Here is a 12,823-nt window from a genome sequence, read left to right as displayed (position 1 = left end):
CCCCGACAAGAACAAGAGGAAGCGCCAATCGTGTACGACTTCATCATCGTGGGCGGCGGCTCGGCGGGGTCCGTGCTGGCCCACCGGCTCTCCGCGAAAAGCGCCAACAAGGTCCTGCTGTGCGAGGCCGGGCAGGACACGCCGCCCGGTAACGAGCCGGCTGAGATCAGGGACAGCTATCCCGGCACGGCGTATTTCGATCCGCGCTTCCACTGGACCGAGCTCAAGGTCACGACGCAAGTCGTCAGTCACAACAATCCCAACGAAGCCCGTCCGCCCTTGCGTAAATACGAGCAGGCGCGCGTGCTCGGCGGCGGCTCGTCAATCAACGGCCAGATGGCCAATCGCGGCGCGCCGACCGATTACGACGAATGGGAGGCACGGGGCGCCGACGGGTGGAGCTGGAAGGATGTGCTGCCCTTTTTCAAGAAGGTCGAACGTGACCTCGATTTCGACGGGCCCTATCACGGCAAGGAAGGCCGGATCCCGGTCCGCCGCATCCCGCGGGAGCACTGGACGCAGCATTCAGAGGCGTTCGCGCAAGCCTTCCAACAGGCCGGCCATCAGTTCCTGCCGGACCAGAACGGCGAGTTCGTCGACGGCTTTTTCCCGGTGACGCATTCCAACCAGGCCGAGCAACGCGTCTCGGCCGCCATGGGATATCTCGATCGCGACACCCGCAAGCGTGCCAACCTCACGATCTCCACCAACACGCAGGTTCGAGAGCTGCTGTTCGAAGGCACGCAATGCGTCGGCGTAAAGGCCGTGGTCGATGGGCGAGGGCAGGAATTCCGCGGACGCGAGATCATTCTCTCCAGCGGCGCGATCCATTCGCCGGCGCATCTGCTCCGCGCCGGCATCGGCCCGGTCGGTCACCTCAAGGATCTGGGCATTCCCGTGCTGATGGGCTTGCCAGGCGTCGGCCAGCGCCTGATGGATCATCCCTCGATCTCGCTGTCGTCCTTCGTCCGCCGCGGCGCGCGCATGAACGAGCACACCAGGCGCCACATGCAACTCGGCCTGCGTTATTCGTCCGGGCTGCCGGGCGTACCGAAGGGCGACATGTTCGTCGTCCTGCTCTCCAAGTCGGCCTGGCATGCGGTCGGGGAGCAGATCGGCTCGTTGCTCACCTTCGTCAACAAGACCTATTCCGAGACCGGACAGGTCAAGCTTGCCGCGCGCGATCCCTCGGCAGAACCGGTCGTCGAGTTCAACCTGTTGTCCGACCGGCGCGACCTCGATCGCCTGATGAGCGGCTTCCGCAAGATGGCGGCGATTCAAATGAGCGACATCGTGAAAAAGGTGACGGACAAGCCATTTCCGGCCGCCTATACCGACAAGGTCCGCAAGATCGGCGTGGTCAACACCAGGAACAAAATCCTCACCAGGATCGCCGCAACGCTGATGGACGGGCCAGCGGCGCTACGTCACTACATGATCGACAATTTTGTGGTCGAAGGTTTTACCTTCGATCAGGTGATGAACGACGACGAGGCGTTGGAAGCCTTCGTGCGCAAGGCGACCATCGGCGTGTGGCATGCCTCGTGCTCGTGCCGCATGGGCCGCGCCGACGATCCGATGGCGGTGGTCGACAATCAGGGCCGCGTCAGGGGCATCCAGGGCCTGCGCGTGGTCGACGCCTCGATCTTTCCGGTGGTGCCGTGCGCCAACACCAACTTCCCGGTCCTCATGTCGGCGGAGAAGATCGCGGCCGCGATGATGCAGTGAGCGGCAGCCGCGTCTGGCGATCCGGAGCAGTGCGGTGAACAGGAACGCTGATACGCATTTGGTCTGGCGTCCTGCATCCAACGCGCATGCGAACCTGTAGTCCGGCGTCGGCGCTCTCGCCAGCGCAGTCTGCGAATTGGATTGGTTGCATGCCACAAGATTGACCCGCTTGGCGGGCTTCGTGCGCTACGAGTGAATCATCTCAGTTGCTACATGTAGACGATGACGGTTGCTGGTCGCGTTGCGCAACGCAGCCACTTTCAGCCGCTCTTTAGGCCCATTTCAGCCAAACTGTTGTTGATCTCTCGCTGTCCGGGGCAGGGTCTCTCATTGGAGTCCTGCAATGTTCAAGCGAGTATTTTCTGCGTGCGTCTTCTTTGTCCTAGGTTCTGTCGCTTCGGAAGCACGGCCTTATCGCGTTCACCAAGCCCCTGAATGCAATGTCACCATGCCCTGCGACTTCTCGTTTTCGCAGACGCGTAGCGAGCGGATCTACAAGTCTTCAGTTTACAAGTCTTCAGCTTACAAGTCTTCAGTTTACGGGTCTTCAGTAGTTTCCAGATCCTCGCTGCAAGCCTACCGCTCGACGCAACTGACGGTGACTGATGCAGGGGGCACCGCCGCGACGGCGAATGTCTCCGGCGCTCGCGTTGTCGGCGGCCGCCCGGCCGGCTGCCCTTCATCCTTCTGCGGCTGCGGCGCGGCCCTGCGCGTGTTTGGCCGTATTGTGCCGGAATTGAACCTGGCGTCCAACTGGCTGCGCTTTCCGCGGACATCACCCGCACCAGGCATGGTTGCTGCGCGACGAGGGCACGTTTTCGTCCTGGAGCAGCACGTCGGTGGCGACGTCTGGATGGCCTATGACGCCAACTCGGGCGGGCGCGCGACGCGGATCCACGCACGTTCATTGCGAGGGTATACGATCGTCAACCCCCGCGGCGGTTCGGTAGCTTGAGAACAGCGAACACCACGCTCGACAAGACCACGGAAGGGTCGCAAAAATTTTGCGGCCTTTCCACGCTCAATCAATCTGGCGCCCGGCTCAGCCTCGATCACAGCCGCAGCACCTTGCCGGGATTCATGATGTTTTGCGGATCGAGCGCGCGCTTGATGGTGCGCATGATGTCGAGCTCGGTCTTTGTCCGGTAGTGGCTGAGCTCGTCGAGCTTGTCGATACCGATGCCATGCTCCGCCGAGATCGAGCCGCCCATGGAGGTGATGAGGTCGTTCACGGCCCGCGTGATGGCGCCCTTGTACTGGGCCAGCGTCTGCTGATCCATGCCGACCGGCCCCGTGAACGAGAAATGCAGGTTACCGTCGCCGATGTGTCCGAGCGGGTAGGGCCTGATGCTGGGGAGGATGTCGAGCACGGCCTTGGTCCCCTTGTCGATGAACTCCGGTATCCGGGAGATCGCCACCGACACGTCGAAGCTCAGCCCAGGTCCTTCGGCCCGCGAGGCCTCGGCGACACCCTCCCGAATGCGCCACATGTTGCGCGACTGGCCGACCGTCTGAGCGATCGCAGCATCGAGCACACGACCCGCCTCGAGCTGATCGGCGAGAAACTGCTCCAGCTTCTCGGACATGCCCTCGGTCCCATCACGGCGTGCCCGCGCCGACGACCATTCGAGCAGGAGATACCATCGTGTGTCCGCCCTCAGCGGATCCTGGGTGCCGGGGATGTGGCGCAGCACCATGTCGATGGCGCTGCGACTCATCAGCTCGCAGGAGCCGACGTTGTCCTCGGATGCCGCATGGGCTTCGGACAGGATCTCCAGGGCCGCGCGTGGATCCCGGATCGCCAGCCATGCGGTGCAAACGTCCTTCGGTGCGGGCCATAGCTTGAGCACGGCCTTGGTGATGACGCCGAGCGTGCCTTCGGCGCCCATGAAGAGGTGCTTGAGGTCATAGCCGGTATTGTCCTTCTTGAGCGCGCGCAGTCCGTCCCAGACCTCGCCGTTGGGCAAGACGACCTCGAGCCCGAGCACGAGATTGCGGGCATTGCCGTAGCGCAGCACCTGCACGCCGCCGGCGTTGGTCGAGAGGTTGCCGCCGATCATGCACGAGCCCTGGGCGCCAAGGCTGAGCGGCAGGAACCTGTCGTTTTGGCTTGCCGTCTCCTGAAGTGTCTGCAACACGCAGCCGGCTTCGACCGTCATTGAATAGCCAACGGGATCGACGTCCAGCACGCGGTTCATGCGGCCGAGCGACAGCACGATGCCGGTATGCGCAGGCCAGGGCGTCGCCCCGCCCATCAGGCCTGTGTTGCCGCCCTGCGGCACGATCGCGATGCCGTGCTCATGGCAGAGCCGGACCACGTTCGAGACTTCCGCGGTACTGCCAGGCCGAACGACGGCGCCGGCACCGCCAACCAGCAAGCCCCGCCAGTCCGTCACGAACGGCTGTTTGCCGTGGTCGTCCTCGATCAGGCCCTTCTCGCCGACAATCGCGCGCAGGGCATCGCGAAGTTCAGAGGTCAAAGGAGCAGTCGGGATGATGGGATCGGCGGATAGGAAGGCAGCCGGCATTCTGTTTCCTCTGGCGCATCTTGGTGTGCACTGCGCACGTAACGTGCGGAGGCTATTGTCCACGTTTGGGCCGCGGAGTCTAACGGGATGTTGCCCGAACCTGTGGACCCCCAGGGGGAGCCCAGGGGTGTGTCACCAACACCCCGGCCGGACAGGACCGAAGCGACAACGGAATCCGGCGCGCTCGCCATCGAGACCAGATCCGGATGTTTCTTTGCCCGCGACTTTTCCCGATGCCGGCAATGTTCAGGCAATCCTTGCAACATTTCCAAACATCTTCGCCAACATTCCGTGGCTGTTCGCGCGTAGGACGCCCACGTTGCGGATCAGGATCGGAAGAATGCTACTGAAGGTTTTGGCGGCTCGCATGGGTATTGGCGCAGCCTGCCTCGCGCTCGTCGGCATCAGCCCGTTATGCGCAGAGCCGGTGTTCGACGGTTTGGCCGGCGCATGGTCGGGCGTCGGCACGATGAAGCCGTCCGATGGTCCACGTGAGAAGGTTCGCTGCAAAGTGGCCTATAACGTCACCAGGCCGGGACGGTCGTTGACGCTCGATCTGCGCTGCGCAAGCGATGCGTACAAAATGGTCCTGTCGGCGAACATCGAGCAGAGCGGGACGGAGCTTTCCGGCAACTGGTTCGAGAGCGAATACCGACAGGGCGGCAAGGTCTATGGCACGAACAAGGACGGCCTGATCGAGGCGCGAATTGAGGGAAACACGGTGGCGGCGCTGGTGACCATCCAGACCAAGAGCAATCGTCAATCCTTTCTGATGGAGGCGCCGGGATCCTGGATGTCGGAGGTCGCGATCGAATTGAACAAGGATTCGAAGTGAGGCGCTTCTCGCGCCGGGCGGATTGGTGACGCCGGCGTGTTCGGCGTCAGCACGGTCAGCTATTAGGCCGGCTTCAGGCCGCTGCCGTCTGTCGCATCGGCTGCCGCGACAGCGCCAGCACGATTAGCGCGGCGAACACGCACAGCGCGCCGGCAATGAAGAATGCAGGCAGATAGCTCTCATAGATGGTGCGCGACAGGCCTGCGCTGAAGGCGGCGGCGCCTGCGCCGAGCTGATGGCCGGCGAAGATCCAGCCGAACACCAGATTGGCGCGCTCCGGACCGAACTTCTGCGCGGTGAGCCGCACGGTCGGCGGCACCGTGGCGATCCAGTCGAGCCCGTAGAACATCGCGAACACAGAGAGGCCGTAGAATGAGAAGTCGCTGAAGGGCAGGAAGATCAGCGAGAGCCCGCGTAGCCCATAGTACCAGAACAGGAGCCAGCGATTGTCGTAGCGGTCGGACAGCCAGCCCGACAGGATGGTGCCGACGAAGTCGAAGATGCCCATCGCAGCCAGCAGGCTCGCCGCCTGCACCTGAGGGATGCCGAAATCGAGACACATCGGGATCAGGTGCACCTGCACGAGACCGTTGGTCGAGGCACCACAGATGAAGAAGGTCGCAAACAGGATCCAGAACGTTCCCGATCTGGAGACGTCGCGCAGCGTGCCCAGCGCAACGCCCGTGATCGAGCCGTGGCTCGTGGGCGGGGCGGGCAACGGCGCGGTGCCTTCGTCGCCGAAGGGGCGCAGGCCGACATCGCTCGGCCTGTCACGCATCGCGAGCAGCACCGCCAGCGCCGACACGCCGAGCATGATGCAGACGAGGCCGAGGGTAAGCCGCCAGCCATAGCGGTCGGTGAGGCTTGCCAGCAGCGGCAGGAACACGAGCTGGCCGGTGGCGACGCTCGCGGTCATGATGCCGACGACGAGGCCGCGTCTTGCCGCGAACCAGCGCGTGGCAATGGTCGCGCCGAGCACCAGGGCGGTCATGCCCGTGCCGATCCCGATCACCACGCCCCAGAGGGCGATGAGCTGCCAGACCTCGGTCATGCCGAGGGAGAGCACGAGCGCCGAGACCACGATCAGTTGCGCGACCAGCGTCACGTTGCGCAGGCCGTAGCGGTTGAGCAGGGCGGCGGCGAACGGTGCCATCAGCCCGAACAGGATGAACCGGATTGACAAAGCGGAGGAGATCTCTGCCGTGCTCCAGCCGAACTCCTTCTGAAGCGGGACGATGAATACACCGGGCGCGCCGACCGTGCCGGCGCTGATCAGCGCGGCGAGAAAGGTCACGCCGACCATCACCCAGCCGTAATGGATGTTGCGGCGGGAAAGTGCTGCCGCGAGCCAGTTCGAAATCATTGGGCCTCGGTATTGATGGGCAGGTCGCAAGAGACCTGCGTCAGTTTGCAGGATGACACGGGACGAGTCTGTCGGAAATGCCAGAGTTCCCTCGTTTTCGGGCGTTTGCGCCTCAGTGCCCCAGCCGCTCCACCGCGATCGCGGTAGCTTCGCCGCCACCGATGCAGAGCGCGGCGATACCGCGTTTGAGGTTCTGCGCCTCGAGCGCATGCAGCAGCGTCACGACCAGCCGCGCGCCGGTGGCACCGATCGGATGACCGAGCGCGCAGGCGCCGCCGTTGATGTTCAGCTTCTCGCGGGGAATGCCGAGATCACGCTGCGCCGCCATCGCCACGACGGCAAAGGCCTCGTTGATCTCGAACAGGTCGACATCGGAGGCAGCCCAGCCGACCTTGTCGAGCAGCTTGCGGATCGCCGGGATCGGCGCCGTGGTGAACCATTGCGGTTCCTGGCTATGGGTGGCGTGCCCCTTGATCTCGGCCAGAACGGGCAGGCCGCTCCGATCGGCGAGCGAGCGCTTCGTCAGCACAAGCGCCGCAGCGCCGTCGGCATTGGCGGAGGAGGCCGCCGGCGTGATGGTGCCGTTGGCGCGGAACGCCGGCTTCAATCCGGGAATCTTGGCGGGATCAACCTTCAGCGGATGCTCGTCATTGGCGATGACGCGCGGGCCGGCCTTCTCGGTGAGCGTGATCGGCGCGATCTCGGCCTTGAACGCGCCGCCCTCGACCGCCTTGCGCGCCCGGCTAAGCGTCTCCATCGCATAGGCATCCTGGTCCTTGCGGGTGAACTGATAGGCTTCAGCCGTCGCCTCGCCGAAATCGCCCATGGAGCGGCCCGTCTCATAGGCATCCTCCAGTCCGTCCATCATCATGTGGTCGATGATGCGGTCATGGCCGACGCGATAGCCGCCGCGCGCCTTGGCGAGCAGATAAGGCGCATTGCTCATGCTCTCCATGCCGCCGGAGACGACGATCTCGGCCGAGCCGGCGCGGATGATGTCGTGCGCTAGCATGGTCGCCTTCATGCCGGAGCCGCAGACCTTGTTGACCGTCGTGGCGCCGGTGGCATCGGGCAGGCCGGCCGCGCGCGCCGCCTGTCGCGCCGGCGCCTGGCCTTGTCCGGCCGGCAGCACGCAGCCCATGAAGACCTCGTCGACCTTCTCGAGTGCAAGCTTGGCGCGCTCCAACGCCGCGCCGATGACGTGTGATCCGAGCTTGTGTGCGGGAAGCGGCGACAATTCGCCCATGAAGCGGCCGAGCGGGGTGCGGGCGGCGGAGACGATGACGACGGGATCGGCGGCTTCGGCCATGACGGAACTCCCTGAGATGATGGGTAAGATTATGGTCATCATATGATGCGACGCGAGAAATGCAACCGCGCCAGTGATGAGAAATTGTCGTGGTTCGGATGAGATTTGGTCGTGGAGAGCTGTGGCCAGAGCACGTTGCGGGGCGGTAGTCTCTACACAGAGCGCAGTCGTTGGGCGCTAAGGCGGGCGATCCAGTTTTCCACAGACGAGCGTGGGATACGCAAAAGTCCCCACGTACTGGATGGTCCGGTCAAGCCGGGGCATGACATCCTGCGCGTGGCAGCGATCGTGATGGGGAGATCGTCCTACCGCTTCCGATTCACGAACGCTTGCATCAGGCGCGTCGGTTCGTCCGTCAGGAACGACTCGCCGAAGACCTTCACGCTCAGATTTACCGACTCCGTCAGCGGCAACTCCTCCCATTGCCGCAGCAATGCCTTCTGCGATCGCAGCGCCTCGGGACCGCATTCGAGCAGCGCCTTCACGACGTGCTCGACCGCGGCATCCAGTTCGCCTGGCGCGGCGACCTTGTCGACCAGGCCCCAGGCCAGCGCGGTCGGGGCGTCGATGTTCTCCGCCGTCATCACCAGCCAGCGGGCGCGGGCCCAGCCGATCAGGCGCGGCAGCAGCGCGGCATGGATCACCGAGGGGATGCCGACGCGAACCTCCGGCATGCCGAAATGCGCATCATGCGCCGCGATCCGGAAGTCGCAGGCCGCCGCCACTTCGAGCCCGCCGCCGAGGCACCAGCCGGGCATCCGTGCGATCACCGGGGCGGGGAAAGCACGCACCGCCTCGCAGAGATCGCGCAGGCGACTGATGAAGGCTTCGGCGGATTTCTGGTCGAGCTTGGCCATCTCCTTGATGTCTGCACCGCCGATCATGCTCTTCTCGCTCTGGCCGCGCAGCACCAGGACCCGGATGCTGCGGTCCGAGCTGAGCTGCTGGAGGCCTTCGCGCACGGCGTCGGTCACCGGCGAGCCGAGAATGTTGAGCGGGCCGGCGTTGCAGATCGCGACGTGAACGACGCCGCGCTCATCGCGAGTCACGCCGCAGTGATCGTTGAGCATTTCCATCTTGGCATCTCGAAGGTTTCGTGGACGCGTGCGAGGCGCACTGGTCGGGATCACTTCCGGGCCGAAATGCCCGGCTTGTCAAGCAGGAGACGATCGTGAGTTGCCAGCGCGAAGTCCGTGACATAGTATGATGTATATCATTCAAAGAGGTGGCCATGGCCGACATCGATCAACTCGCCCTGTTTTCGCCGGCGCAGCGGCGTGAGCGCGTCGTGGATTGGCAGGTGCCGGCGCCGGTCGCGAGAGCAGCCATCGGGCTCTCGGGCATGGACGCCATGCTCGGAATTCGCGACGGCCGTCTGCCGCCGCCGCCCTTTGCAAAGCTGATCGGGTTCACCATGGCAGTTGTCGAGCCCGGCCGGATCGTCATGGAACTGGAGCCGCGCGAGGATCTTGAAAATACCATCGGCCTCCTGCACGGCGCGACGGCGGCGGCGTTGATCGATACGGCCATGGGATGTGCGATCTCGACCCGGCTCGAGGCCGGACAAAGCTCTGTGACCCTCGACCTGAAGCTGACCTTCCTGCGGCCGCTCTCGGTCCGGTCCGGCCTGATCTCGGCCGAAGGCAAGATCATCAAGCTCGGACGTCAGACCAGCTACACTGAAGGCTTCGTCCGCGATGGTAAGGGGGCCCTTGCGGTGCATGCAACTGCAACCTTCTCCATGATCGGTAACAACTTAACATGAATTAATGCACCGTTCGGATTGCTTTCGTGATATGAAATGATCTCCGACATTCAATGAGATCCCCATGCGCTATTCCCGGGAACACAAGCAGGAAACCCACGACCGGATCGTGAAGAAAGCCTCAGTGCGGCTGCGCGAGAAGGGTGCCCATGGCGTCGGCGTCGCCGACCTGATGAAGGAGGCAGGCCTGACCCATGGCGGCTTCTACGCGCATTTCGATTCCCGCGAGGCGCTGGTGATCGAGGCCTTTGGCTATGCCATGGACCGCTCGATGGAGCACTGGCGCAAGCTCACGGGCGAAGCCGCTCCTGAAAAGCGGTTGGCGCTGGTCGCGGAGAGCTATCTCTCGACGCTGCATCGCGACAATCCCGGCCACGGCTGTTCGATTCCCGCACTTGGCGCAGAGATTGCCCGCGAGAGCCCGAAGACGCGAAAAGCCTTTGCCGGCAAGCTGGATCAGATGATCGAGATGATGACGGACTACATGCCAAACATGCCGCGCAAGGCCGCCCGCAAACAGGCGATCGCGACGCTGGCGGCTATGGCCGGTACCATGCTGCTGGCGCGTATTGCCGGCTCCAGCGAGCTGTCGGATGAGGTGCTGAAGGCGGGCAGGGACAGCGTGCTGGATGGCGCGAAGCGTGAGTCGAAGGTCACCGTGGCGAAGAAGGCACGCGAGAAGCAGAATTAGCGACAGCTACATCCCGCATATTCATCGCCCCGCGAACAACGCCCGCTCGCGCTCGACGATCTCGCTGATGTAATCGGCCACCGCCCTGATCCGCGCAAGATCCTTGCTGTCGGCGTGCATCAGCATCCAGAAGGTCCGCGTGATCGAGATGTCGTCGGGCAGCACCGCCTTGAGCTGCGGATAGTCGTTCGCCATGAAATGCGGCAGCACCGCGATGCCGAAGCCCGAGAGCGTGGCGTTGAGCTGTGCGATCAGATTGGCGCTGCGGAAGCGTGCGGAAATCTTCGGGGACACCTGCGGCAGGTAGTCGAGCTCCGGCGTGAACAGCAGCTCTTCGATATAACCGACGAAACGGTGCTGCGGCAGGTCCTGCCGCGAAGTGATCTCAGGGAAGCGGTCGAGATATCCGGGCGCGGCGTAGAGCCCGAGTCGGTAGTCGAGCAGCTTGCGGCCGACGATGCGGCCTTCCTTCGGCATGGTCAGGCTGATGGCGATATCGGCCTCGCGCTTGGAGAGGCTGAACAGCCGCGCAGTAGCCACAAGTTGCAGGTCGAGATCGGGGTAGCGGTCGGCGAAGGGGGCGAGCCGCGGCGCCAGGAAGGCGGTGCCGAAGCCGTCAGGTGCGCCGATCCGCACCGTTCCGGTCAGCCGCGCCACGGAGCCGCCGACCTGCTCCTGGTTGGCGACGATGGTCGATTCCATGGCTTCGGCGCTGTCGGCGACACGCTGGCCGGCCTCGGTGAGGAGGTAGCCGGTCTTGCGGCGGTCGAACAGCTTGGCCGAAAGGTGCTTCTCCAGCCGGTCGACGCGGCGGATCACCGTGGCATGGTCGACGCCGAGCTGTTTTGCCGCAGCCGAGACCGAGCCGCCCCGCACGATGGCCAGCACGAAGCGAAAGTCGTCCCAATCGATAGCGCCTTGATCCAGCATTTTCGCACATCTATGGTGCATTATCTCAGACTTGAATCCTATAAAATGCAGGTCGATAGGATTTGTCAAAGCGATCAGACCTTGACCTAAGGAGTTCTTTCCATGCGCGCAGTCGGACATTTCATCGGTGGCAAGGAGGTCAAGGGTACCTCGGGCCGCACTGCCGACGTCTTCGAGCCGATGACTGGTGACGTCCAGGCCAAAGTGGCGCTGGCGTCCAAGGCCGAGGTCCGTGCCGCCGTCGAGAACGCGCGCGCAGCACAGCCCGAGTGGGCCGCGACCAACCCGCAGCGCCGCGCCCGGGTGATGATGAAGTTCGTCGAGCTGGTTCAGCGCGATTACGACAAGCTCGCCGAGCTGCTCGCGCGCGAGCACGGCAAGACCGTGCCTGACGCCAAGGGCGACATCCAGCGCGGCCTCGAGGTCGCGGAATTCGCCTGCGGCATTCCGCATCTGATGAAGGGCGAATACACCGAGGGCGCCGGCCCCGGCATCGACATCTATTCCATGCGCCAGCCGCTCGGCGTCGTCGCTGGCATCACGCCGTTCAATTTCCCGGCGATGATCCCGATGTGGAAGTTTGCGCCCGCGATCGCCTGCGGCAACGCCTTCATCCTGAAGCCGTCGGAGCGCGACCCCGGCGTGCCGATGCTGCTCGCTGAACTCATGATGGAAGCGGGCCTGCCGGCCGGCATCCTCAACGTCGTCAACGGCGACAAGGAGGCGGTCGACGCCATCCTCGACGATCCCGACATCAAGGCCATCGGCTTCGTCGGCTCGACTCCGATCGCGCAGTACATCTACGAGCGCGCCGCGCAGACTGGAAAGCGCTGCCAGTGCTTCGGCGGCGCCAAGAACCACGCCATCATCATGCCCGACGCCGACATGGACCAGGCCGTCGACGCGTTGATCGGCGCAGGCTACGGCTCGGCCGGCGAACGCTGCATGGCCGTCTCGGTCGCGGTGCCCGTCGGCAAATCGACTGCCGACCGCCTGATGGAGAAGCTGATCCCGCGCGTTGAGAGCCTCAAGATCGGTACCTCGATCGATCCCTCGGCCGATTACGGTCCGCTGGTCACGCGCGAGGCGGTCGAGAAGGTCAAGAGCTACATCGACATCGGCATCAAGGAAGGCGCGACGCTCGCCGTCGACGGCCGCGGCTTCAAGATGCAGGGCTACGAGAAGGGCTTTTATCTCGGCGGTTCGCTGTTCGACAACGTCACCAAGGACATGCGGATCTACAAGGAAGAGATCTTCGGACCGGTCCTCTCGGTCGTGCGCGCGCACGACTACAAGGAGGCGCTGGCGCTGCCGGCGGATCATGACTACGGCAACGGCGTTGCCATCTTCACCCGCGACGGCGATGCCGCGCGCGACTTCGCAGCCAAGGTGAACGTCGGCATGGTCGGCATCAACGTACCGATCCCGGTGCCGATTGCCTACTACACCTTCGGCGGCTGGAAGAAGTCGGGTTTCGGCGATCTCAACCAGCACGGCCCGGACTCGATCCGCTTCTACACCAAGACCAAGACGGTGACCTCGCGCTGGCCGTCCGGCGTCAAGGAAGGTGCGGAGTTCTCGATCCCGCTGATGAAGTGATCTCCTAAACGTCATTGCGAGGAGCTCTTGCGACGAAGCAATCCAGACTGTCTCTGCGGAGGGATGCTGGATTGC

General features: G+C 64.0%; 11 protein-coding genes. 6 read left to right on the top strand and 5 right to left on the bottom strand.

Translation table 11 applies throughout. The features are described from left to right. Positions 1 to 30 precede the first annotated feature (30 nt). Both ACYCVF_RS14665 and ACYCVF_RS14660 read left to right on the top strand, forming a co-directional pair. Entirely contained in the window at positions 31 to 1,728 is a 1,698-nt protein-coding gene (locus ACYCVF_RS14665) for a GMC family oxidoreductase (RefSeq protein WP_459596200.1), read from the top strand. A 343-nt stretch (positions 1,729 to 2,071) separates the two neighbouring features. Next, complete coding sequence (locus ACYCVF_RS14660) at positions 2,072 to 2,683, top strand: hypothetical protein (RefSeq protein ID WP_459596199.1); 612 nt, start codon at positions 2,072 to 2,074, stop codon at positions 2,681 to 2,683. 97 nt (positions 2,684 to 2,780) lie between these two features. Here the strand turns inward: ACYCVF_RS14660 and ACYCVF_RS14655 are convergent, their stop codons facing one another. Next, positions 2,781 to 4,256 (bottom strand): FAD-binding oxidoreductase, encoded by a 1,476-nt coding sequence (locus tag ACYCVF_RS14655; RefSeq protein ID WP_459596198.1) that lies wholly within the window; start codon positions 4,254 to 4,256, stop codon positions 2,781 to 2,783. Between the two features lie 367 nt (positions 4,257 to 4,623). Here ACYCVF_RS14655 and ACYCVF_RS14650 point away from each other — a divergent pair, with 367 nt between their 5' ends. Then, entirely contained in the window at positions 4,624 to 5,091 is a 468-nt protein-coding gene (locus ACYCVF_RS14650) for a hypothetical protein (RefSeq protein ID WP_459606405.1), read from the top strand. A gap of 73 nt (positions 5,092 to 5,164) precedes the next feature. Here the strand turns inward: ACYCVF_RS14650 and ACYCVF_RS14645 are convergent, their stop codons facing one another. The 3 genes from ACYCVF_RS14645 to ACYCVF_RS14635 form a co-directional block, all read right to left on the bottom strand. Further along, positions 5,165 to 6,454 carry an MFS transporter gene (locus ACYCVF_RS14645; RefSeq protein ID WP_459596196.1) on the bottom strand — a complete coding sequence of 430 codons (1,290 nt, stop codon included), beginning with the start codon at positions 6,452 to 6,454 and terminating at the stop codon, positions 5,165 to 5,167. Between the two features lie 112 nt (positions 6,455 to 6,566). Next, the gene (locus ACYCVF_RS14640; RefSeq protein ID WP_459596195.1) at positions 6,567 to 7,763 is read right to left on the bottom strand and encodes an acetyl-CoA C-acyltransferase; all 1,197 of its coding nucleotides are present in this window, start codon (positions 7,761 to 7,763) and stop codon (positions 6,567 to 6,569) included. Positions 7,764 to 8,068: 305 nt separating this feature from the next. After that, the gene (locus ACYCVF_RS14635; RefSeq protein ID WP_459596194.1) at positions 8,069 to 8,839 is read right to left on the bottom strand and encodes an enoyl-CoA hydratase; all 771 of its coding nucleotides are present in this window, start codon (positions 8,837 to 8,839) and stop codon (positions 8,069 to 8,071) included. Between the two features lie 155 nt (positions 8,840 to 8,994). On the opposite strand from ACYCVF_RS14635, the gene ACYCVF_RS14630 reads away from it, so the two are divergent. Both ACYCVF_RS14630 and ACYCVF_RS14625 read left to right on the top strand, forming a co-directional pair. Next, on the top strand, positions 8,995 to 9,528 hold the full coding sequence (locus tag ACYCVF_RS14630; RefSeq protein ID WP_459596193.1) for a PaaI family thioesterase: 534 nt from the start codon (positions 8,995 to 8,997) through the stop codon (positions 9,526 to 9,528). A gap of 64 nt (positions 9,529 to 9,592) precedes the next feature. Then, positions 9,593 to 10,219, top strand: a complete 627-nt coding sequence (locus ACYCVF_RS14625) for a TetR/AcrR family transcriptional regulator (RefSeq protein WP_459596192.1) — start codon at positions 9,593 to 9,595, stop codon at positions 10,217 to 10,219. A 21-nt stretch (positions 10,220 to 10,240) separates the two neighbouring features. Here ACYCVF_RS14625 and ACYCVF_RS14620 read toward each other — a convergent pair whose 3' ends face one another. Further along, entirely contained in the window at positions 10,241 to 11,149 is a 909-nt protein-coding gene (locus ACYCVF_RS14620; protein ID WP_459596191.1) for a LysR family transcriptional regulator, read from the bottom strand. 102 nt (positions 11,150 to 11,251) lie between these two features. Between ACYCVF_RS14620 and ACYCVF_RS14615 the strand changes: the two genes are divergently transcribed. Beyond that, positions 11,252 to 12,748, top strand: a complete 1,497-nt coding sequence (locus ACYCVF_RS14615; RefSeq protein WP_459606406.1) for a CoA-acylating methylmalonate-semialdehyde dehydrogenase — start codon at positions 11,252 to 11,254, stop codon at positions 12,746 to 12,748. Positions 12,749 to 12,823: the final 75 nt, after the last annotated feature.

It is taken from the genome of Bradyrhizobium cedriense (assembly GCF_054602315.1).
Note: the sequence above shows the minus strand (reverse complement) of the source record. Positions and strands in the feature narration are given on the sequence as shown.